We start from the raw sequence: 22,811 nt of genomic DNA, 5'->3' as shown, positions 1-22,811 counted from the left end.
CGATCGGTGCGGCGCGGCCGGGTTTCCCGCGGCCGCCTGGCGGACCGGAGGGGCGACGCTTGCGATTCCGCGCGGTGGAGGCGACCGTCCCGCCGCCGGCGATTCTCGATATGGCATGACATCCCGCTCGGGGGATTGGAGAGCCATGCGGTTCGAATGGGACGGCGACCAGGACGGGCTGTACCGCGCTTTCCGCGCGTTCGGCGAAGAGGCGCTGAGCAAGGACGTGACCGAGCGGGACAGGGCCGGGGCGTTCAGCCGCGACGATTGGTCGAGCTGCGCCGAGCAGGGTGTGCTCGGCCTGCTCCTGCCGTCCGAATACGGGGGATCCGGATGCGGTCCCGTCGACTATGTCCACGCGATGGAGGGGCTCGGCCACGGGTGCCTCGACAACGGTCTCATGATGGCGATCGGCGCCCACGTCCTGGCCGTCGAGGTGCCGCTCTGGAAGTTCGGCGACGAGGACCAGCGGCGCGGGTACCTGCCCGGACTCGCCGCCGGCCGTCTCATCGGGGCCAACGCGATGACCGAGCCGGGAAGCGGCTCGGACGCGCTGTCGCTCGCCACCACCGCCGAGCGGGACGGTGACTCCTATCTCCTGACCGGACGCAAGCGCTACGTCACGAACGCGCCCGTCGCCGATGTCTTCATCGTTTACGCGACCGTCGACCCGGAACTCGGATTCACCGGAGTCACCGCCTTCATCGTGGAGCGGAACGATCCAGGCGTGTCGGTGAAGGAGCACGCGGAGAAGATGGGACTCCGCACCGCCCGCTGGGGTGAGGTCGAGCTGGACGGGTGCCGCATTCCCGCCTCCCGGCGCCTCGGTGCCGAGAGGCAGGGATCCGCCGTGTTCGCGCAGACGATGGCGTGGGAGCGGGCTCTCCTCCTGGCGCCGTGGCTCGGCGTCATGCGGCGGGAGATCGACGAGTGCACGCGCTTCTGCCGCCGTCGGCGCCAGTTCGGCAAGCACATCGGACGGTACCAATCGGTCTCCAACCGGATCGTCGACATGCGGATCCGCTGGGAGATCTCCCGCATGCTGCTGCACCGCGCCGCGGCGGAGCTCGACGGCCCGGAGGCGTCCATCTTTCCCGAGGTCGGCAAGCTGTACGTGAGCGAAGCGGCGGCGGAGACCTTCACCAGCGCGATGCAGGTGTACGGGGCGCTCGGCTATTCCTCCGACGGGCGCGCCGAACGCAACCTCCGGGACGCCCTCGGCATGACGATCTCGTCGGGCACCTCGGACCTGCAGCGAGTGATCATCTCCGGGAAGCTCGGCCTCGCCTGGCCGGACACCGAGGGAGACGGGGAGGGAAGGTGAACGGTCTCGGCGACCGCCTGCGCCACTGGGCCGGAGAGCGGCCGGACGCCCCGGCGGTCGAGTTCCGGGGCGAGGCTTTGACCTACGCCGAGCTGGATCGGCGCAGTTCGGCCCTGGCCCGCACGCTGCTCGACGGCGGAGTCGTCCCCGGCGACAGGGTCGCCCTGTGGCTGCACAAGTCGATCGAGTCGGTCGTCGCCGTCCACGGAGTGCTGAAGGCGGGCGCGGCGTACGTGCCCATCGACCCGAGCGCGCCCTACAAGAGGGCCGGCCACATCATCGCCCACTGCGAGGCCGCCTGTGTGATCGCTCAGGACGACCGGGTGGAATGGCTGCGGAAGAACGTCTCCTCCCGGATCGTGTCCGTCGGCCCCTCTGCGGACGCGTCCGTGACGGCCTGGGAGGAGGCGCTCACCGCCCCGGCGGAGGGCGCACCCGAACCGCTTCTCGATCCCGACAGCCCGGCCTTCATCCTCCACACCTCGGGGTCGAAGGGCGTCCCTAAGGGCGTCGTGCTCTCCCACGGAAACGCCCGTGCGTTCGTGGAATGGGCGGTCGACGAATTCGGTCTGGGCCCGGCCGACCGGGTCTCCAGCCACGCGCCCTTCCATTTCGACCTGTCCGTCCTGGACCTGTTCGCGACCTGCATGGCGGGCGGCTGCGTGGTGCTGGTGCCGGAGAGCCACGTCGGGCTCGGAGGCGCCCTCAACAGGTTCGTCGTCGAGCAGCGCATCACCGTCTGGTACTCCGTCCCGGGCGCGCTGACACGGATGCTCGCCGCGAAGAACAGTGGGCTGCTGGCCGAGTCGCGGCTGCGCGTCGTCCTCTTCGCCGGTGAGACGTTCCCGATCGCCCGGCTCCGGGAGTTGCACGCGCTCCTTCCTGGAGTGGACTTCTACAACCTCTACGGTCCGACGGAGACCAACGTCTGCGTCTCCCACCGCGTCCGCGAGTCGGACGTCGAGGCCGGCCGCCGGCACCCCGTGCCGATCGGACGTGCCTGCCCATACGCGGCGACGTTCATCGTCGACGGCGCCGGGCGCCTGGTGGAGCACGAGCCGGGAGCGTCCGGTGAGCTCTGCGTCGCGGGGGACTCGGTGATGCTCGGCTACTGGCGGGACGACGGGTTCACGGCGGAGAGGACGGTGCCGATCCCCCGGGACGGCGCGGAGCCGCTGGACGCCTACCGGACCGGGGACCTGGTCCGGCTCGACGACGAGCTGAACTACGTGTTCTGCGGACGCGAGGACGACATGGTGAAGATACGCGGCCACCGCGTCGAGATCGGTGAGATCGAGGCGGTCCTGTCGGCCGCGGAGAACGTCCGGGAGGCCGCGTGCGTCGCCGTCGACGACGGCACCGGGGAGCGGGTGATCGAGGCGTTCGTGGTGCCCGAGGCGCACCCGCTCGACGTCTCCGCGCTACGCCGGCACTGCCTGACCGAGATCCCGCGCTACATGGTCCCGGAGCGGTTCCACGTCAGAACCTCGTTCCCGGTCACCGGTACCGGGAAGATCGACCGGAGGCGGCTGGGGGAGACCCGGGCGGATCCGCGATGAAGGTCCTGACGGAGACCTGGCGGAGCGCGGCGATCGGCCGGGACAAGTCGGTGAACGTCCTCCTGCCGTCCAGCTACTCGTCGGCCGGGCGGGCCTTTCCCGTGCTGTACCTCCTGCACGGCTTCGGAGGCAACCGGAACACGTGGCTCCAGTGCGGCGACCTCGCGCCCGCGGTGGATTCGGCGGGGCTGGTCGTGGTGCTGCCCGAATCCGGGCGCTCATGGTTCATCAACGACGCGCGGGGACGTCGCTACGAGGACTACCTGGTGGGGGAGGTCGTCGGCCATGTCGACGCCACGTTCAACACCGTGGCGTCCCGGGACGGGCGGGGCATAGGCGGATTCTCCATGGGCGGGGCCGCGGCCCTCTACCAGGCGTTGCGGCACGGTGAGGTGTTCTCGGTCGTGTGCAGCAGCGCCGGTGCCTTCGAAGCTCCCTTACGCGAGGGCGATCCCTACGGCCACCTGCGGGAGGGGCGGCGGCTGGCCATGCCGACCGCGAGAGACCATGAGCGCGTCTGGGGGCCGGTCGGCAGCGGGGTCCGGCGCGAGTACGACCCGTACCGCGCGGTCCGGGACCGGGACGCGAGGTACCCGATCGAGGTGCATCTCGACATCGGCGTGGACGACTACCCCCGGATGATCGACATGAACCGGAAGATGCGCGAGGCGCTCGCGGGCAGTTCCATTCCCCACCGGTACCGCGAACGGCCCGGCGGGCACGACTGGGAATTCGTCAACGCGGGCCTGCCCGATCTCTTCGCGTTCGCGCGGAGCCGTCTCCTTTCCGCCTGATCCGCGCCCCACCAAGAAGACGACGGAAGGAGCGCACGTGTGCGGCATAACCGGATGGGCCGACTGGACGCGGGACCTCTCCGGGGAGGGCTCCGTGGTCACCGCCATGACGCGGACGCAGGCCCCGCGGGGCCCGGACGACGAGGGGACGTGGCTCTCGCGCCACGCCGCACTGGGCCACCGGCGCCTCGCCGTGATCGACATCGAGGGCGGGCGCCAGCCGATGCTGCGGAGCGGGCGCGCCGGCGAGCCGGTCGTCATCACGTTCAGCGGCGAGATCTACAACTTCCACGAACTTCGTGGGCAGTTGCGCTCGGCCGGCTGGTCGTTCACCACCCGCTCGGACACCGAAGTGCTGCTGACGGCCTATCTCCAGTGGGGCGCGGATCTCGTCACGCGCCTCAACGGAATGTACGCGTTCGCCATCTGGGATGAGCACGCGCGACAACTGCTTCTGGTAAGGGACCGGCTCGGCATAAAGCCGCTCTACTACGCGAGGCTGGGCGACGGAATCATCTTCGGATCGGAGCCCAAGGCGCTGCTGGCCCATCCCGGCATGACGGCCGAGGTGGACCTGGAGGGCCTCGCCGAGCTGATGGCCGTCCCACGCGCGAGAACGCCCGGCCACGCCGTCTACCGCGGGATGCGGGAACTCAAACCGGGGTGCCTCGTGGTCGCCGACGCCTCCGGAATCCGCGAGCGCCGGTACTGGCGGTTGGAGGCCCGTCCCCACACCGAGGACTTCCGCACGACGACGGAGGAGGTCCGCTCCCTGCTCACCGACATCGTCAACCGCCAGATCGTGGCGGACGTCCCGGTCGGGACGCTGCTGTCGGGGGGAATCGACTCCAGCGCCATCACGGCCCTGGCCGCGCGGGAGTTCGCGGGGGAGCTGACCAGCTACTCGGTGAGCGTCCCGGCGCCCGCCCGGCCGGGGAGCGACCTGTGGCGGCCCAGCCCCGACGAACCGTACGCGCGACTGGTCGCCGAACGGCTCGGCCTCAAGCACTCCGTCGTCCAGGTCGGCACCGACAGCCTCGTCGAGGGGCTCGACCGCGGCCTGCGGGCGCGCGACCTCCCCGGCTGGGGCGACCTCGACATCTCGATGTACCACCTGTTCCGCGGGGTCCGGGCGGACTGCACGGTCGCCCTGTCGGGAGAGTCCGCCGACGAGATGTTCGGCGGCTACACCTGGCAGGTCGACGACCGGTACGTCCGGCATACGTCGTTCCCCTGGATGCACGCGCGGCGCCAGCCGCAGTTCCTGCTCCGCGAGGAGGTGAGGCGCGCGATCCGGCCGGACGACTACGAGGCCGACCGCTACCGGGAGGCGCTGGCGGAGGTCCCGCACGTGGACGGCGAGGACCGCACCGGACGCAGGCAGCGGGAGGTCTTCCACCTCGGCCTGACCCGCTGGCTGGGCGCGCTGCTGGACCGCAAGGACCGGATGAGCATGGCCGTCGGCCTCGAGGTCCGGGTCCCCTTCGCCGACCACAGGCTCGCCGAGTACCTGTTCAACGTGCCCGCGGACCTGAAGGCCGACGGGGGGACGGAGAAGGCGCTGCTGCGCCGGGCCTGCGCCGACCTGCTCCCGGAGGAGATCGTCAACAGGCCCAAGAGCGCGTACCCGGCCAGCCGGGACCCCGGCTACGTCGAGACGCTGAAGAACCTGGTGATCGAGATGATCGACGAGCCGGGGGCCCCGCTCTTCGACCTCATGGACCGGGCGAGGGTCCGCCGGGCGGTCACCTCCGAACTGGACGAGCTGCCCGGCCCGATCACCGCCCGGACCTCCGCGATCGGCCTGTCCTACCTCCTCGAACTGAACCGGTGGCTCACCCGGGTCCGCGTCGTGGCGTGACCCGGCGCGGCCACCGCGCCGCCGCCGTCACCGCGCCGCCGCCGTCACCGCGGGGCCGGCTCCGCCCGCGCGTAGCGCCGCCGCAGCTCCTCTTTGCGGATCTTCCCGGTCGCAGTCGTGGGCAGGACCTCCAGCACCTCCAGCCGCCGCGGCCAGTACGCCCTGGTCATCCCCGCCTCGTCCAGCGAACTCTGCAGCTCCTCGAGGGTGACCGGGGAGGCCGCGGAGACCGGCGCCACCACCGCGCAGATCGTCTCGTCCTCGTGCTCGTCGGGAAGGCCGATGACCGCGACGTCGCGCACGCCGGGGTGCCGGCCGATGATCGACTCCAGATCGGTGACCGGCGCGATGTTCGCGTTGCGCAGGATCATGTCCTTGGCCCGGCCGGTGATCCGGATGCCGCCGCGGCCGTCGTCGCGGGCCAGGTCGCCGGTGTTGAACCACCCGTCCGCGTCGAGGTCGGCCGCGTACAGCTCGTCCCGCCGGTAGTAGCCGAGGCACTGCGTCGGCCCCCGCACCCACAGCACGCCCTCGCCCCCGGTCCGGTCCGAGACGGGGTCGATCCGCAGCTCCATGTCCGAGATGGGACTGCCGTCGCTGTGGGCGGCCCAGTCCTCCGGGTCGTCCGGACGGGTGATCGTCACCGGTCCGTTCTCGGTCATCCCCCACAGCGAGTACAACCGGAGCCCGAAGACGCTCGCGGTCTCGCCGATGAAGTACGGGGGGATCGGCGCCGAACCGCTGACCAGCCACGCCAGCGCGGGCAGCGGGCGCGGCGCGGACCGCTGCTCCTTGATCAGGCTCAGCAGGTAGAAGGGCGCGCAGTAGAAGAACGTGACCCCGTGCTCGGCCATGAGGTCGAGGGCGGCCCCCGGTTCCTTGGCGTCCTGGAACGCCATGGTGCCCCCCAGCGACAGCGGCATCAGCATGCCCTGCACGACACCGGTGTAGTGCGTGTAGAGCGCGGTGGTGTACATGACGAGCGTCTCGTCGAGACCGAAGGTCTCCGCCTCGCCGCGAACAGCGGCGTACAGCGTGTTCTGGCTGTGCAGGACCCCTTTGGGATCGCTCGTCGTCCCCGAGGTGAACAGGACGAGGTACGGGTCGTCGGGGCCGAGTTCCCGCTCGTCGAGCAGGTGGCCGTGCCGCTCCTCCCAGGCGGTCCCGAAGAAGAACGACTCGAAGTCCTCGGTGCCGTCCGGCCCTTGGCCGTCCGCGACGAACACGCGCCCCAGGGACGGCAGTTCGGCGGCGAGTTCGGCCCCCAGCTCACCCAGCCGGTCCCCGTTGTCCTCGGCCATGGTGACGAGGACCTTCGCCTCGGTGACGCGCAGCATGACGTCGAGCTCGCGGCGCCGGTAGGTCTTCATCAGCGGGCAGTACACGACCCCGGCCCGGATGCAGCCGAGCGTGATCGCGGCGAGTTCCCACCGGTCGGTGAGCTGCGCCGCGAACACGTCCCCGGGCCGCAGCCCGAGCTCGACCAGGGCGCCGGCGAACCTGTCGGCGGCGGCGGCGAGCCGCACGTAGTCGAGCCGGTGCGTCCGCCCGTCGGACTGGCGCCGGGTGACCACCGCCGTCTTCTCCGGCCTTTCGCGCACATGCCGCCGGAGGTCGTCGAGAAAGGTCTCGTCCCGCCACCAGCCGCGGTCACGGAAGTTCGCAGGGTTCGGGGTCATGCCTGCACCACCTTCACATCTTCGGAAAGGGTGGACCGGTCCGCGCGGAATTGGAGATCAACATAACCCGATTTCGTTCTCCGTCACACCCCTCGGAAGCCCGCGTGCGGCGCGGTGGCCCGTTCACCGGACCACCGCGGCCTGCCGCCGGTGCGCCCGGTCAGTCGCGGTCGCGGACCACGGTGTACCGGTGCTCGACGGACCCGTCGGGGAAGGTGCGGGAGCCGGTGAGCTGAAGGGGGGTGGTGCCGCTCTTGTCCATGGTGAGCCTGAGGCCGTCGCCGAGCAGGACGGGCATGACGACCACGCCGAGTTCGTCGAGCGCGTCGATGTCGCGGAAGGCCTGTATCGTCTGCTGGCCGCCGACCAGATGCACGTCCCCGGCGAAGTCCGCCTCGCGCATGAGCCGGTGCAGTTCGGCGGGGTCCGAGGCGGACACGACGTCGGCCGGGGTCCCTTCCGGGAGCGGGCCGCCGGTCAGCACGAAGACCCGCAGGTTCGGCCACGGCCAGTGCGACGACCCGACCGCCGGAGCGAAGGTGTTGCGGCCCATGACCACCGCCCCGCAGCCGGCGATGAACTCGGGATGGCCGTGCGAGACGCCGGACTCGAAGTCCGGCGCGGTCAGGATCGTGGGCAGCCCCTCCCGTGACGCGATGAAACCGTCGACGCTGACGGCGATGTGCGTGCGGATGCGCATGAGGTGTGCCTTTCGGTTCGGTGTCCGTCCAGCATCTCGGGCGCGGGGACCCGGCACATTGGGCTGATGCCCCAGGCGAACCGGCATCGGCTCTTTAGATTTCGGGCGCGGGCTATTCTGTGACCATGGCGAGCCGTTTGGTGAGCCCGGTGCTGGTGGGCAGGGGGCCGGAGCGAGCGGCGCTGCTCGCCGCGCACGGTGAGGCCCGGCACGCGGCGACCCTGGTGCTCGTCGGCGGTGAGGCCGGGATGGGCAAGACCAGGCTGGTGCGGGAGTTCACGTCCGGGCTGGGGTCCTCCGCGCGGACGGTGACGGGCGGGTGCACCGAACTGGGCGTCGACGGGCCGCCCTTCGGCGCCTTCGTGACGGCCCTGCGCCGGCTGGTCCGCGCGATGGGAGTCCCCGCGGCGACGGGCCTGCTTCCGGGCGGCGGCCGGCGCGGGCTGGCCCGGCTGCTGCCGGAGCTGGGAGAGGACGACGGCGACCCGGACCGCGCCCTCGGCCGTGCCCGGCTCTTCGAGGAGGTCCTCCTGCTGCTGGAGGGCGGCGCGGCCGACCGGCCCCTGGTCGTGGTGCTGGAGGATCTGCACTGGGCCGACCGGTCGACCGGCGAACTCCTGGCCTTCCTCGCGCAGAACGTCAGCGGGCCCGGCCTGCTGCTGGTCGGGACGTACCGGCCCGACGAGATCATCGCCGCGCACCCGCTGCGGGCGCTGGTCACGCGCGGGGAGAACGTCCACCGCATCGCGCTGGCCGGGCTGGCCAGGGACGCGGTGGAGCGGCAGGTCGCCGCGCTGCTCGGCCACGAGCCCGACGCGCCGAGGGTGGACCGGATCTTCCGCCGCAGCGGAGGGAACCCGCTGTTCGTCGAGGCCCTGGTGGACGCCGGAGACGCCCCGGCCCGGTCGTTGCGCGAACTGCTGCGGACGGACGTCGAGCGCCTGCCCGAGCCGAGCCGGCGGGTCGTGCACGCGGCCGCGGTGGCCGCCGGGCCCGTGGACCACGCCCTGCTGGCCGCGCTCACCGGGATGGGCGACCTGGAGTTCGAGGACGCGCTGCGGCCGCTCGTGCGCCGCAGGCTCCTGGACGTGGTCGAGGGCGGGTACGCCTTCCGCCGCGACCTGATCCGCGAGGCGGTCTACGAGGGGCTGCTGCCGGGCGAGCGCGTCCGGCTCCACCGGCGCTGCGCCGAGGCGATCAGCGCCGACCGGCGGCTGGTCCCCGCGGACCGCGCGCCCGTCGAGATCGCCGTGCACTGGCACGCGGCCGGCGAGGACGCCCGCGCCGCCGAGGCCGCCTGGCAGGCCGCCGAGTCGGCCCGCCGCGCGTACGCGTACGCGGAGCGCCATCGCATGCTGGACCGCGTCCTGCGCCTGTGGGACCGGTTGCCGGATCTGCCGGAGCGGATCGGCGCCGACAGGGCCACGGTCATGGAGATGGCCGCCGAAGCATGCCTGAACGCGGGCGAACTGGACGCCGGGATCGCCGCCGCGACCGCCGCGCTGGACGAGTCGCCCGGCCCCGAGCGCACTGCGGTGCTGCTGGAGACGCGGGCGGCGATGCGCGACCGCAACGGCGAGGATCCGCTGCCCGACCTGGTGAGGGCCGCCCGCTCGCTCCCGTCGGCCCCGCCCTCCGCGGTGCGCGGCCGGGTGCTGGCCGAGCTGGCCACCGCCCAGCGCAACCACCGCCGGCTCGCGCCGGCCAGGGCGTCGGCCGAGGAGGCGCTGGAGATCGGGCGGGGGACCCGCGACCTCGTCGTCCAGGCGAAGGCGCTCGTCACGCTCGCCGCCCTGGCCGCGGCGAACGCGGACCTGGCGGCCGCGAGCGAGCTGTTCGGCCAGGCCGGCGCGGCCGCCTCCGACGCCGGGGCGCATGACACCCGGCTCCTCGTGGCGGTCACCGAGTCGGACGCCCTGGAGGCCGCCGGCGAGCACGCCCGGGCGGCGCAGGTCGCGCAGGAGGGCATGGCCCTCGCGGACGGTCTCGGACTGGCCCGTACCCGCGGCACGCTCCTGGCGCCGAACCTGTCGGAGTCGCTGCTCTCACTCGGCCGCTGGGCCGAGGCGAGCGAGGTCAACCGGAACGCGCTGAGTCTGGCGCCGCCGCCGCTCTACCAGGCGTACCTGCGGATCATCCAGGCCACCGTCGACCTCAGGCGGGGGGAGTTCGACCGGGCCGAAGCGGCGGCCGGGCAGGCCAGGGCCGTCATGCGCGGCAACAGCCGCGGCGAGGAGTCGTGCCTGGAACCCGACCTGCTGGAGTGCAGGCTGGCCCGGGCCAGGCAGGACGCGGGCGCGGTGGCCGCGATCATCGGCCACGTCCTCGACGACCACGATCTGCTGGTCAGCCCCCGGTACGGCTGGCCCCTGCTGCTCGCCGCCGCGCAGGGCCTGAACGACCACCCGCGCGCCGGGAGCCCGAGGGAGCGACTGATCACCTGGAGCGGCAAGCTGACGGTCACCGGGCGGCTCCAGCGGGCGTACCGGGCGACGTTCGACGCCGAGACGAGGCAGGACGGCCTCGACGCGTGGCACGAGGCGATAGCGGCGTGGCGCGACCTGGAGCAGCCCCATGCCCTGGCCGAGACCCTGGTCCGCGCCACCCGCGCCGCCCTGTCCGCCCAGGACAGGAAGCAGGCCGCCGTCCTCCTGACCGAAGCGGCGTCGATCGCGGCCGGGCTGGGGGCCGCGCCCCTGCGCACCGAGGTCGAGAAGCTGGCCAAGCGGTCCCGCCTGCCCTCCGGCGCGACCGCCGCGCCCGCCCGGCAGGAGGCCCCGGCCGGGCTCACAGGCCGGGAGCTCGAAGTACTGGAGCTCCTGACGGCCGGCCTGAGCAACCGCCAGATCGGCGAGCGGCTGTTCATCTCCGCCAAGACCGCCGGCGTCCATGTGTCGAACATCCTGGCCAAGCTGGGCGTGACGACCCGTCTGGAAGCCGCCGCGTGGGCCCACCGAGCCCGCCTTTTCGACCAGAGATGACCTCCTCCACACGCAGATGAGGGACGTGCTCGGGGTTTCCCGCAACCGAGTGGCGCGGTCCGGCCGCCGAAGGTAGTGGTTTCCACGATGTAGCAAGGCGGCTACTCAGCGCACTCTTCGGTGAGCCGCTCGCAGCCGTCCATCAGAACGGCGGCCGGGAAGACCGTGGAGGAACCTCGATGGCGAGTGAAGGCATATTCCGGTTCATGACCGTGCGCCCTGCGCGCAAGCAGGCGACCCATGCGGGGCTGCCGGTCATGGTCGAGTCGTCCGGGCTGTACCGGCGCCTCGCCGAGGCCGCGGCGGCGGGCGTCGGCAGGGAGGGGCTCCGCGAGATCGCCGGCGACCGGCAGCCGCCGGACGAGGCCGCGCGCGCCGCCGAGCTGGACCTCGCCCCGCTGCGGGCCTGGTTCTACGCGAACGAGAAGAGCACGCTGGAGGAGGCCGACCTGGGCGGCTGCGTCTCGCGTGCCTACGGGCTGTCCCTGGACGAGCTGGTCGAGGCCCCGGAGTTCGCCGCGGCCCGGGCGGAGCTGAGCGACCGGCTGCTGGTGGCGGCGCTGCGCGGCGACGCCGCGGGGACCGCGGAGCGGGATCTCCTCGACGCCAAGCTGCTCGGGCTGGCCGCCACGGCCGCGGCGTTCGGGCCGGAGCGGTCACTCGGAGACGTCGTCGGCGCCCCGGCGACGCTGCCGGCGTTCTTCGCGCGGCTCCCCACGGCTCGGGCGTCCGCACCGGCGCCGCCCGTCCCGCCGGAAAGCGATGACGAGGCGCGGACGTGGCTTGACGACCTGGGACGCGCGCACCGGGAGCTGCTCCGGCTGGTCCATGACGGCAGGCACCTGGTCTTCTCGTCGGTGACCGCGGCGGCGGTTCCGGGCGCCGCCGCCGAAGCCCCGGAGGCGGCGAGTGCCGAGCCGCGGCTCTCCGCCGATGCCGTGGCGGGGCTCGGCGAGCGGACGCGGGGAGTGCTGGACCGGCTGGGCCTCCTCGCCGGCGACCTGCGGCCGTTCCGGGCGATCCCCGCGATCGAGGCCGAGTTGCACCACGCGGCCGGGCGGGTCGCGGCGGACGTCCGGCCGGGCGGGACCCTGGCCTTCGACGGGGGCGAGATCGACCTGCACCGGTTCCACCGGGCCATGAGCGGCGGGGGCGAGGGGCTCGCCGCCGATCCGCCGCCCGCGCCCCAGCACTCCGCCGCCGGCCTGGCCGACCTGCTGGTGGTGCGGCAGAAGATCAAGGCCTACGAGCTGGGGGAGTTCGCCCACGTCGAGAACATCATGGCGGGGGAGACCCGGGAGCGTTCGACCCGCCGGCTCACCCAGGTGGAGGTGACCACGGAGGACGAGACGGAGACCGAGACCGAGAAGGAGCGGGACCTGCAGTCCACCGAGCGGGACGAGCTGCAGAACGAGGCGGAGAAGCACGTCAAGAGCCAGCTCGACATCGAGGCCGGGCTCCAGGTGAGCGGCAGCTACGGCCCGGCCGCTTCGTTCTCCTCCAGCGTCAAGGCCGGCAGCTCCACCTCGACCGAGGAGTCCCAGCGCAAGGCCTCCTCGTTCAGCCAGGAGGTCACGCAGCGCACGGCGGAGAAGGTGCGCGAGCGCGTCCGCAGCCTCGTCCGGCGGCGGACGCTGGAGGAGTTCGAGGAGACCAACCGGCACGCGTTCAGCAACAACTTCACCAAGCACGTCCGCGGCATCTACCGGTGGCTGAACAAGGTTTACGACGCGCAGGTCTTCAACTACGGCCAGCGGTTCATGTTCGACTTCGTCGTGCCCGAGCCGGCGGCCTACTACCTCTACGGGCTGGTGGAGAACCCGCCGCAGGACAGCGAGCTGGTGAAGCCGCAGGCTCCGGCCACCCCCGACGGGCAGCCGCTGCGACCGTCCTACCTGACCCGAGGCAACTACACCGAGTTCGTCGCCCGGTACCGCGTCGTCAACGCGCCCGCTCCGCCGCCGTCGACCCGCACGGTCACGTTCTCCGACAAGCAGGACGGCACCACCACGACCAACTTCGGCCGCTCCGGCAAGATCGAGATCCCGGAGGGGTACGCGGCCAAGAGCGTGACCGTGCAGGCGACCCACCTGTTCGAGGCCGGCAGCGTGCACAACTTCCACATCGTGATCGGCGGTCAGCTGTACGTCTACACCGACATCTTCGGCGCCAAGAGCGGGACCGCCGCCGCGGAGAAGGAGCTGTCCATCTCGATCGCCGTGACGGCGCTGTGCTGGTCGGTCGGCGTGGACGTGGAGTGCGTCGTCACGCCGGAGGCCGAGGCCCGGTGGCAGCAGTCGGTCTACGACGCCGTCATCGCCGCCTACCAGCAGCAGCTCGCGGAGTACAACGAGCGGGCCGCGCAGCGCGAGCTCCAGCGCAGCACCAACCAGCAGTTCGGACGCAACCCCCTGGTCAACCGGCGGGTGGAGCGCGACGAGCTGAAGAAGTGGGTCATCATGATGCTGGCCAAGAAGCCCGACCTGAACCTCGACTCCTTCCAGCCGCCGGTGCCCATGACCCCGCCCGAGCCGATCCTGGACCTCGACAAGGCCAACGCCAACGGCAAGTTCATCCGGTTCCTGGAGAACGCCTTCGAGTGGCAGAACATGCTCTACGTCTGCTACCCCCACATGTGGGGCCGCCGGGCCCGGTGGATCTCCGCGCTCAACATCACCGACCCGGACGCCGACTTCGCCGCCTTCCTGCGCGCCGGCGCCGCGCGCGTCCAGGTCCCGGTCCGGCCCGGCTTCGAGAGCGCCGTCGCCTACTTCGTCTACACCGGCAACATCTGGGACGGCAACGACGTACCGCGGATCGACGACGACCTGTACGTGCCGATCATCGACGAGATCACCACCAACCTCGGCAAGCTCGACAACGGCGTCCCGTACCCGGCGGGATCCAAGCCCTGGGAGGTGGTCGTCCCCACCGACCTGGTGCTGGTCCAGGACGTCTCGGACGTGCCCCCGCTGCGGGACGCGCTGAAGCCCGGCGCTCCGGTGGCGCTGGCGGACGGGCCGGCCGCCGCCGGGACCGAAGTGCCCGGGGACGCTTCCCCCGTCTCCGGGCACGAGGCCGCGAGCGGCCGATGACCGCCTACCGGCTGCACGCCGACTTCGACCGCGACGGCCGGCTCACCGCGCGGCCGGGCGAGTGGGCGCGGCGGCAGGCGCCGCCGGGGGCGCTGGTCCGCGCCAACCTGGACAGCGACGCCCGGCGGCTGCCCGCGGCTGTCACCCCCGGCGACCCCGTCCGGCTGGACCGCGAGCTTCCGGTGAAGACGGCCGGGGACGACGAACCGGCCGGCCTCCTCGTGGAGGAGGTCACCGCGGCCCCGGGACCGCTGTTCGTCGTGCTGCGGGGCGCCGACGCCCTGCGGTGCGCGGTGGTCGACGCCACCGGCCGGCGGCTCGCCGGGGCCGGGACGGGCGACCGGGTCCGCTTCCGGCTGCCCGTCGCCCCGTTTCCCCGCAGGCTCGCGCTGGAGGCGGTGGACCTGCCGGCCGCGCCGTCGGCTACCACGGTGCTCAGCGGACCGGCCCCGGCGCTCCCGGGCGGCCGGGTCACGGTCTGGCTGGAGCGCGACGACCCCGCCGGCACCGTGGTCGAGGACGAGGTGCTGTTCACCCTGTCCCCGCTCGTCCTGATCGGGAACGCGGGCGCGCTGGAACGGCTCTACATGTGCCAGGTCACCGCGGACGACCCGGCCAGGCCGCTGGACGACAACGGTCCCGCCGTCGCCGAGGTGCGGGCCGCGCTCCAGCCGCTCGGCGTGGCGCCGACCCTCATCCCGATGGAGGCGCACGGCGGCGACAGCTGGATCCAGGACCAGTACCAGCTCGCCTTCACCGAGACGCCGGACGGCCCGCTGCGCGTGCTCCTCCACACGCCGCGCACCCGTTCCGACGCCGCCCGGGGAGTCGTCGCGCCCAACCTGAGCTCGGTGGTCACCGGCCATTTCCCGAGCCGGAACCTCGGGGTCTGCCAGTCGTTCTGGGACAGGGAGCTGACCATCACCTCCCCGGACGGCACGACCGGGCGGCTCGGCTTCGCCGGCAGCGACCGCGCCCTGGTGATCATGATCCGGGTGAAGATGCTGCGGCGGCAGTTGATGGAGTCCATCGCGCGGATCGGCACCGACGTCGAGCTGAACACGACCGTGGCGCTGTTCGGGGACGCGACCGTCGAGTTCTTCCGCGCCCGCAACGAGCTGCCCGCGCTGGCCGGCCGGTTGAAGCAGGTCGCCAGGTCGGCGGCCGAACGTCCGGACTCGCCCTGGTACAAGCAGCACGACAAGCTCGGCCGGCTCGTCCAGAACGCCGAGAAGCAGGTCGAGGACGTCAGGCGGGAGATCCCGGTCCCGCAGGGCGCGCCCCAGCTCCGGCTGCGGCTGCCCGCCGTGGGCAGGTTGCCGCAGCAGGAGTTCCTGATGTCCGAGGCGGAGGTGGGGCGGCTGGAGAAGCGACTCCAGCAGTGGCACTCCAGCCACAACTTCGGCGGCAACATCGAGGTCGGGCCGCCGCACGCCAAGGCCCCGGCCGGTGTGGTGGTCGTCGGCAACCAGACCACACCGCAGCCGGACGGGTCCACCGCCACCGACATGGACCCCGAGCTGCTGGCCTTCCTGCGCGGGCAGGCGCAGGGCCGCCAGCGGACGCTGGAGGTCGACACCAGCTGGCTCGACGTCGGCCACGTCGACGAGGTCCTCGCGTTCGTCCCCGACCTGCGCGACCCGCAGAGCCAGAAGGGCGCCGTGCTGCGATCCTCGCCGTTCGTCGCGCTGCGCCTGATCGAGGCCGCACGGCAGGAGTTCATGGCGGGCCTGTCGCCGGGCGAGCTGACGCGGTACAAGAACTGGCTGCCCACGCCCCGCACCCGCCTCACCTACGAGGGCGCGAACCCGGTCACCCATCTGCTTCGCGGCATGCAGTGGCTGCACCAGCACGAGAAGGGGCAGCTCCTGCCGATCGAGCCGCCGGAGATCTACCTGTCGATGGCCGCGCTGTACCGGGTCCTCACCGGCCCGATCCAGAACTCCCCGCTCCCGCTGCCCGACTCGCCGTGGCGGCCGGTCACCCCCTCGCTGCCGGCCGGCATCTCGATCTTCGAGCTGGACCACTTCCGCGACGGCACCAACGAGGACCTGGAGGACCCCGAACCGGCCGGACCGCGGACGGGCCCGGACGGTGCGTCCATCCCGGCGAAGGGGCAGCTCACCGAGACCGAGGAGAAGCTCACCACCGAGTACGGCGCGATCCCCATCCTCAAGCTCCCGGTCGTCTTCGACGACCGGTCGGCCCTCGCCGAGCAGACCGCCGCCTTCACCCCGAACCTGGCGAACCTCCAGATCGCCGCCCCCTGGCTGCTGGTCCCGCGGCCGCACGGCCCGCGAATGGACGTCGAGGCGGCCGTCCGGGTGCTGCGCGTGGTGGCCGAGCAGGTCGGGGACGTGAAGGCGTCGCGGTTCACCCCGCAGTGGCTGCGCTCCCGCGGACTCGACCGCACGGTCCACTGGGCGCGTCCCGGCTCGATAGCGGGCGACCTCGCCGGGGACGACGCCGAGAAGCTGACCTCCGCGTTCCGCGACGGCTGGCCCAAGGACAGCGATCGCGGGGAGATCCGGCAGGAGATCGTCCGGGCCAACCCCGGCGCGTTCGACTCGCGGGGCTTCCTCAGGGGAAGTGCCTGGCGGAAGCTGCAGATCCCCGAGCGCAAGGTCGACCTCTTCGAAGCCTGGACCGAGGCCGTCGCCGACCGGATCGGCTACCGGGTGAGCTGGGTGGAGGCCTGGTACTACCACGTCCGCCTGGGGTCCATCCACTGCGGGACCAACGTGCTGCGCAGCGCCCCCACCGGGCTCCAATGGTGGCGCTGAGGCCGGTGGGAGGCGCGATCAGCGGCCGAGGTCGCGGCGGCCGAACCGCCAGGCCCCGAGGGCGAGGAGCGCCGCGGCGGCCAGGGCCATGACGGCCGCGTCGATGAGCTGGAAGCCGTTCTTCAGCGGTTCGCCGCCGATGTAGTAGTGGAAGGGTGTCAGGGCACGGAGCCAGTCGGCGCCGATCTGGGGGGCGAAGCCGTTCAGGGCGTAGGCCAGCACGCCCGCCCCGGCGGTGACGCCGAAGACGAACGCGCGACCTTTTCCGGTGGCCGCGCCGAGAGCGGTGGAAAGGGCGCCGAAGACGAGGGCCAGCAGGGCCAGGTTGAGGGTCTGGGCGGCGAAGCCGGAGACGGCGACGGCGTCCAGTCCGGCGCCGGTGCGGACGGCGAGCATCGCGGCCAGCACCGCGCCGGCGATCGCGACGGCTCCGGCCGCGAGGGCGGCGAAGCGGTGCAGCAGCAGGCGGGTGCGGCCGATCGGATGGGCCAGCAGCAGGTCCAGGTAGCCGGACTCCTCGTCGGCGGAGATCATGCGGGCGCCGGTGGCCGCGCCGTAGAAGGTGGCCAGCAATGGGACGAGCAGCCCGAACACCGCGCCCTGGAGGTAGCCGGCGGCCGAGGTCGGGTCGTCGAAGCCGAACCCGCTCATGGCCTCGGGCACGTCACCGGCCGCGTCCGCGGTGACCTGCGGGTAGAAGCCGGCGTACGCCATGGCGAGCAGGCCGGTGGCCACGGCCCAGGCGGTGAGGACGCGCCGGTTGTCGAAGAGCGTCCTGGTGAACATCGAACGGCTGAACGCGCGGGCGGGGCCGGAGGCTCCGGGCTGTGCGGCGCTGCGGGCGGTGGTCGTCATGGCTTCGTCCTTGGCGGAGAGGGGCGCTCGGTGGGGGCCGGTCAGGCGGTGGGGACGCCGTCGTCGCCGGTGTAGTAGGCGTGGAAGAGCTCTTCGAGGTCCTGCTCGTCGGCGTGCAGGCGGGTGACGGTGTGCCGGGCCGCGGCCTTGACCAGGGCGTCGGGGCTGCCGTCCACGCGGCAGGTGAGGACGCAGCCGTCCGCGGCGGGCTCCACCACGGCGCCGGTGACGCCGGGCAGGGCGGCGAACTCGGCGTCCCGCACCGGGGCGGCGAAGCCGATCCGCACCCGCAGGGAGGAGCGGGCGCGCAGGCCGGCGACGGTCCCGGTGGCGACCAGCCGGCCCTGGCGGATGATGGCGACTCGGTCGGCGACGGCCTCCACCTCGCTCATGATGTGGCTGGACATGAACACGGTCTGCCCGGCGTCGCGGGCCTCGGCCACCATCTCCAGGAACGTCTGCTGCACCAGGGGGTCCAGGCCGGAGGTGGGCTCGTCCAGGATCAGCAGTTCGGGGTCGTGCATGAACGCCTGGACCAGGCCGACCTTCTGCCGGTTGCCCTTGGACAGGCTCCTGACGCGCGCCGCCAGGTCCAGTTCCAGCCGCTCGGCCAGCTCGGCGATCCGGCGGGCGGGGACGCCGCCGCGCAGGCGGCCCAGGAACATCAGGCACTCCCCGGCGCGCTGGCGGCCGTCGGCGACGAAGTCGCCGGGCAGGTAGCCGACGCGGCGGTGCAGCTCGACCGCGTCGGAGCGCGGGTCCAGGCCGAGCACCCGGGCGCTGCCGGAGGAGGGACGGATCAGGTCCAGCATCAGCCGGATGGTGGTGGACTTCCCGGCGCCGTTGGGGCCCAGGTAGCCCACGACCTCGCCGGCGCCGACCCGCAGCGACAAGCCCGTCAGGGCGCGCCGTGGGCCGTAGTCCTTGGTGAGCTCGGTCAGCTCGATCAGCGTGTGCATGCCCCGAAAAGTATCAGAACTTTCAAAGTTTTCTGAAGATTCTGAGCTGTTAAGCTTCCGTAGGGACCGTGGGGGAGAGGGAGCACCGTGGCAGACACCGGCGAGGCCGCCGAGCGGATGGCGCTGACCCTGTCCGAGGGGGGCCTGCAGAAGGCGAACGCGCGGGTGCTGGCGGCGTTGATGTTCGCCGACACCGACAGCGTCACCGCCCCCGAGCTGGCCGAACGGCTCTCCATCAGCTCCGGGTCGGTGTCCGGGGCGATCAAGATGCTGTCCACGGTCGGGCTGATCGAACGCGTTCCCGCGCCGGGCAGCCGCCGGGAGCACTACCGGCTCCGCGAGGGCGCCTGGGCCACGCTGATGTCCACGCAGAACGGGCTGATCCAGGCCATGTTCGAGGCCGCCGAGCAGGGCATCGCCGCCGCCGGTCACGACAGCCTCGCCGCGCGCCGCCTCGAGGAGATGCGCGACTTCTACGGCTTCATGTTCCGCGAGCTGCCCGCCCTGGTCGACCGCTGGCGGGCCGAGCGGGCTCCCCGGCGGGCGCAGGGCCGGTAAACCCCCGGGGCGGGGGGAACGGGCGCCTTCGGCGGACGCGCGAATCCGTTCGGCGTTAAAGAAGCGTTAAGCACCGCGTCGTTGCGCTAAGAACGCGTCAACGACCTGGGGAGATGCCGGGAAAGTGCCGTTAACTGCCTGATGCACCCCCGAAGCGGGTGCGGGTGTGACGAGCACCCGGCGCACCACGGCGGCCGCGCGCCGCCCTCCAAGGAACCGAGAGATGTCAGATCTGGCGTTCATCCTGCTCACGGTGGCGGTCTTCGCCGTGTTCGCACTGGTCGTGAAGGCGGTCGAGCGACTGTGACCGTAGAGAACGGAATCGGCCTGGCGCTGGCCGTCCTGCTGGTCGCCTTCCTGGTCGCGGCCCTTCTTTTCCCGGAGCGTTTCTAGTGAGCCCCACGGTCGCCGGGGTCCTTTTCCTCGGCTCTCTCCTGCTCGCCCTCGCTCTGTCGCACAGGCCATTGGGCGACTACATGTACAGGGTCTATTCCGGGACGCGGCATTCGCGCGTGGAGCGCGTGCTCTACCGGCTGGTCGGGGTCGATCCCGAGGCCGAGCAGAGGTGGAGCGTCTACGCGCGCAGCGTCCTGGCCTTCTCCGCCGTCAGCGTGCTGTTCCTCTACGGCTTCCAGCGCCTGCAGAACCACCTGCTTCTCAGCCTGGGGTTCGACCCGGTCAAGCCCGACCAGGCCTGGAACACCGCCGTCAGCTTCGTGACCAACACCAACTGGCAGTCGTACTCCGGCGAGTCGACGATGGGCCACCTGGTGCAGATGGCCGGGCTCGCGGTGCAGAACTTCGTCTCCGCCGCCGTGGGCATGGCCGTGGCCGTCGCTCTGGTGCGCGGATTCGCGCGCCGCAGGAGCGACCACCTCGGCAACTTCTGGGTCGACCTGACCAGGGGTTCGCTGCGGGTCCTGCTGCCCATCGCCTTCGTCGGCGCCGTCGTGCTGGTGTCCGGCGGCCTGGTGCAGAACTTCTGGGATCCCGCGCACCACACCGTGGACACGATCGCCGGGGGCGCCCAGACGCTGACGGGCGGCCCGGTTGCGTCCCAGGAGGCGATCAAGGAACTCGGGACGAACGGCGGCGGCTTCTACAACGCCAACTCCTCGCACCCCTTCGAGAACGCCTCGGCGTGGACGAACTGGCTGGAGATCTTCCTGATCCTGGTCATCCCGTTCGCGCTGACCCGGACCTTCGGCCGCATGGTCGGCCAGCCGCGCCAGGGGTATGCGATCGCGGCGGTCATGGCCCTCCTCGCCCTGGTGAGCGTCTCGCTCACGATGATCTTCCAGGGCCTGCACCACGGTACGGTGCCGACCGCGGCCGGCGCGGCGACGGAGGGCACCGAAGCGCGTTTCGGGGTGCTGAACTCTGCGGTGTTCGCCGCGGCGACCACGCTGACCTCGACCGGCGCCGTGGACTCCTTCCACGACTCCTACACCAGCCTCGGCGGCATGATGACGCTGTTCAACATGATGCTCGGCGAGGTGGCGCCCGGCGGCGTGGGCGCGGGCCTGTACGGGATGCTGGTCCTCGCCGTGATCACGGTGTTCGTGGCGGGGCTGATGGTGGGCCGCACGCCCGAGTACCTGGGCAAGCGGATCGGGTCCCGGGAGATCAAGTTCGCCGCGCTGTACTTCCTGGTCACGCCCGCGCTCGTGCTGACCGGGAGCGCCGCGGCGATGGCGACCGGGAGCGGCCGCGCGGGCCTGCTGAACTCCGGGCCGCACGGACTGTCGGAGGTCCTGTACGCGTTCACCTCCGCCTCCAACAACAACGGCTCGGCGTTCGCCGGCCTCACGGTCAGCACGGTCTGGTACGACACGGCGCTCGGCCTGTGCATGGCCTTCGGCCGGTTCCTGCCGATCATCTTCGTGCTCGCCCTGGCCGGCTCGCTGGCCCGCCAGGGGCACACCCCCGAATCGGACGGCACCCTGCCCACGCACCGGCCCCAGTTCGTCGGGCTGGTCGCGGGCGTCACCGTCGTCCTCGTCGCGCTGACGTTCCTGCCCGCGCTCGCGCTCGGGCCGCTGGCAGAAGGAATCCACTGATGACCACGACGCAGACCGCGCGGGTCCCCGCGCAGTCACCCGCTCCCGAACCCTCGGGCCGCGTCCAGGGCGGCCTGCTCGACCCGCGGCAGATGCTGCGGTCCCTGCCGGACGCGCTCCGGAAACTGGACCCCCGGACGCTGTGGCGGAACCCGGTGATGCTGATCGTCGAGATCGGCGCCGTGTGGTCCACGGTTCTGGCGGCCACCGATCCGACGTGGTTCGCCTGGCTGGTCGTCGGCTGGCTCTGGCTCACGGTGGTCTTCGCCAACCTGGCCGAGGCGGTGGCCGAGGGCCGCGGCAAGGCCCAGGCGGACACGCTCCGGCGGGCCAAGCGGGACATGACGGCCCGGCGCCTGGTCGGCTGGCGGCCCGCGGCGGTGGACGTGCGGGAGGAGTCGGTCCCCGCGCCCCAGCTCGCGCAGGGCGACGTCGTGGTCGTCGAGGCCGGGCAGATCATCCCGGCGGACGGCGACGTCGTGGACGGCATCGCGAGCGTGGACGAGTCGGCGATCACGGGGGAGTCGGCCCCGGTGATCCGGGAGTCGGGCGGGGACCGCTCGGCGGTGACGGGCGGGACGAAGGTGCTGTCGGACCGCATCGTGGTGCGGGTGACCCAGAAGCCCGGTGAGAGCTTCATCGACCGGATGATCGCGCTCGTGGAGGGGTCGAGCCGGCAGAAGACGCCGAACGAGATCGCGCTGAACATCCTGCTCGCCGCACTGACGCTGATCTTCCTGCTCGCCACCGCGACGCTCCAGCCCCTGGCGATCTACTCCAAGGACACCAATCCCGGCGTGCCGGACTCGCTGGCCCTCGATGCCCACGGGGTCACCGGGATCGTGCTGGTGTCGCTGCTGGTGTGCCTGATCCCGACGACGATCGGGGCGCTGCTCAGCGCCATCGGCATCGCCGGGATGGATCGTCTCGTGCAGCGCAACGTGCTGGCGATGTCGGGGCGCGCGGTGGAGGCGGCGGGCGACGTCAACACTCTTCTGCTGGACAAGACCGGCACCATCACCCTCGGGAACCGGCAGGCGGCCGAGTTCCTCCCGCTCGACGAGGTGACGGAGGACGAGCTGGCCGACGCGGCGCAGCTGTCCAGCCTCGCCGACGAGACGCCCGAGGGCCGCTCGGTGGTCGTCCTGGCCAAGCAGCGGTACGGACTCCGCGAGCGCACGCCGGGGGAACTCTCCCACGCCGAGTGGGTGCCGTTCACCGCCCAGACCCGCATGTCGGGCGTCGACCTGGACGAGGGGCCGAGGCGGTCGCTGCGCAAGGGCGCGGCGGGAGCGGTCGCCGAGTGGGTGCGGCGGCAGGGTGGTGCGGTGCCGCCGGCGCTCGGTCAGATCGTGGACGGCATTTCCGCGTCCGGCGGGACGCCGCTCGTGGTCGGGGAGTCCGCGGGTGGAGGGGCACGTGTGCTGGGGGTGATTCACCTCAAGGATGTGGTCAAGCAGGGTATGCGGGAGCGGTTCGAGGAGATGCGCCGGATGGGCATCCGCACCGTGATGATCACGGGTGACAATCCGCTGACCGCCAAGGCGATCGCCGATGAGGCGGGTGTGGACGGGTTTCTGGCCGAGGCCAGGCCCGAGGACAA

16 protein-coding genes are annotated in these 22,811 nt (G+C 72.1%); 12 read left to right on the top strand and 4 right to left on the bottom strand.

Translation table 11 applies throughout. The annotated features are described in order from the left end of the window. Positions 1 to 145 precede the first annotated feature (145 nt). Genes AB0C84_RS37775 through asnB form a run of 4 tightly spaced genes read left to right on the top strand, consistent with a single transcriptional unit; the run spans position 146 to position 5,538 of the window. Complete coding sequence (locus tag AB0C84_RS37775) at positions 146 to 1,324, top strand: acyl-CoA dehydrogenase family protein (protein ID WP_361075540.1); 1,179 nt, start codon at positions 146 to 148, stop codon at positions 1,322 to 1,324. Then, a complete protein-coding gene (locus tag AB0C84_RS37770) occupies positions 1,321 to 2,883 on the top strand; it encodes an amino acid adenylation domain-containing protein (RefSeq protein ID WP_361075538.1) in 1,563 nt (520 codons plus the stop codon). The genes AB0C84_RS37775 and AB0C84_RS37770 overlap by 4 nt, the downstream gene beginning before the upstream one ends. After that, positions 2,880 to 3,677 carry an alpha/beta hydrolase family protein gene (locus tag AB0C84_RS37765; RefSeq protein WP_361075536.1) on the top strand — a complete coding sequence of 266 codons (798 nt, stop codon included), beginning with the start codon at positions 2,880 to 2,882 and terminating at the stop codon, positions 3,675 to 3,677. Before AB0C84_RS37770 ends, AB0C84_RS37765 begins: the two co-directional genes overlap by 4 nt. Before the next feature lie 37 nt (positions 3,678 to 3,714). Next, positions 3,715 to 5,538, top strand: a complete 1,824-nt coding sequence (asnB, locus tag AB0C84_RS37760) for an asparagine synthase (glutamine-hydrolyzing) (protein WP_361075534.1) — start codon at positions 3,715 to 3,717, stop codon at positions 5,536 to 5,538. Positions 5,539 to 5,582: 44 nt separating this feature from the next. On the opposite strand, the gene AB0C84_RS37755 is transcribed toward asnB, so the two are convergent. Next, entirely contained in the window at positions 5,583 to 7,217 is a 1,635-nt protein-coding gene (locus AB0C84_RS37755; protein ID WP_361075532.1) for an AMP-binding protein, read from the bottom strand. Between the two features lie 160 nt (positions 7,218 to 7,377). Further along, entirely contained in the window at positions 7,378 to 7,917 is a 540-nt protein-coding gene (locus AB0C84_RS37750; RefSeq protein ID WP_179842006.1) for a dihydrofolate reductase family protein, read from the bottom strand. Between the two features lie 125 nt (positions 7,918 to 8,042). Between AB0C84_RS37750 and AB0C84_RS37745 the strand changes: the two genes are divergently transcribed. The 3 genes from AB0C84_RS37745 (at position 8,043) to AB0C84_RS37735 (ending at position 16,776) form a co-directional block, all read left to right on the top strand. Further along, positions 8,043 to 10,898 carry an AAA family ATPase gene (locus AB0C84_RS37745; RefSeq protein ID WP_361075530.1) on the top strand — a complete coding sequence of 952 codons (2,856 nt, stop codon included), beginning with the start codon at positions 8,043 to 8,045 and terminating at the stop codon, positions 10,896 to 10,898. 206 nt (positions 10,899 to 11,104) lie between these two features. Then, positions 11,105 to 13,993 (top strand): hypothetical protein, encoded by a 2,889-nt coding sequence (locus AB0C84_RS37740; RefSeq protein ID WP_361075528.1) that lies wholly within the window; start codon positions 11,105 to 11,107, stop codon positions 13,991 to 13,993. Continuing rightward, positions 13,990 to 16,776: a protein-arginine deiminase family protein gene (locus AB0C84_RS37735; protein WP_361075526.1), complete on the top strand. Its 2,787-nt coding sequence runs from the start codon at positions 13,990 to 13,992 to the stop codon at positions 16,774 to 16,776. Before AB0C84_RS37740 ends, AB0C84_RS37735 begins: the two co-directional genes overlap by 4 nt. Before the next feature lie 18 nt (positions 16,777 to 16,794). On the opposite strand, the gene AB0C84_RS37730 is transcribed toward AB0C84_RS37735, so the two are convergent. Next, a complete protein-coding gene (locus tag AB0C84_RS37730) occupies positions 16,795 to 17,631 on the bottom strand; it encodes an ABC transporter permease subunit (protein WP_361075524.1) in 837 nt (278 codons plus the stop codon). Positions 17,632 to 17,672: 41 nt separating this feature from the next. After that, entirely contained in the window at positions 17,673 to 18,590 is a 918-nt protein-coding gene (locus AB0C84_RS37725) for an ABC transporter ATP-binding protein (RefSeq protein ID WP_361075522.1), read from the bottom strand. 87 nt (positions 18,591 to 18,677) lie between these two features. On the opposite strand from AB0C84_RS37725, the gene AB0C84_RS37720 reads away from it, so the two are divergent. The 5 genes from AB0C84_RS37720 to kdpB all read left to right on the top strand — a co-directional run. Then, on the top strand, positions 18,678 to 19,148 hold the full coding sequence (locus tag AB0C84_RS37720) for a MarR family transcriptional regulator (protein WP_361075520.1): 471 nt from the start codon (positions 18,678 to 18,680) through the stop codon (positions 19,146 to 19,148). A gap of 166 nt (positions 19,149 to 19,314) precedes the next feature. Further along, on the top strand, positions 19,315 to 19,455 hold the full coding sequence (locus tag AB0C84_RS37715; protein ID WP_361075518.1) for a hypothetical protein: 141 nt from the start codon (positions 19,315 to 19,317) through the stop codon (positions 19,453 to 19,455). Then, positions 19,452 to 19,541: a K(+)-transporting ATPase subunit F gene (gene kdpF / locus AB0C84_RS37710; RefSeq protein WP_258945708.1), complete on the top strand. Its 90-nt coding sequence runs from the start codon at positions 19,452 to 19,454 to the stop codon at positions 19,539 to 19,541. The genes AB0C84_RS37715 and kdpF overlap by 4 nt, the downstream gene beginning before the upstream one ends. Continuing rightward, the gene (gene kdpA, locus AB0C84_RS37705; RefSeq protein ID WP_361075516.1) at positions 19,541 to 21,208 is read left to right on the top strand and encodes a potassium-transporting ATPase subunit KdpA; all 1,668 of its coding nucleotides are present in this window, start codon (positions 19,541 to 19,543) and stop codon (positions 21,206 to 21,208) included. Before kdpF ends, kdpA begins: the two co-directional genes overlap by 1 nt. Positions 21,209 to 21,300: 92 nt before the next feature. Further along, positions 21,301 to 22,811, top strand: a 1,511-nt coding sequence (gene kdpB, locus AB0C84_RS37700) for a potassium-transporting ATPase subunit KdpB (RefSeq protein ID WP_361075589.1), incomplete at its 3' end; no start/stop codon positions are given.

Source organism: Actinomadura sp. NPDC048955, assembly GCF_040649435.1.
GTDB lineage: Bacteria > Actinomycetota > Actinomycetes > Streptosporangiales > Streptosporangiaceae > Spirillospora > Spirillospora luteofluorescens.
Note: the sequence above shows the minus strand (reverse complement) of the source record. Positions and strands in the feature narration are given on the sequence as shown.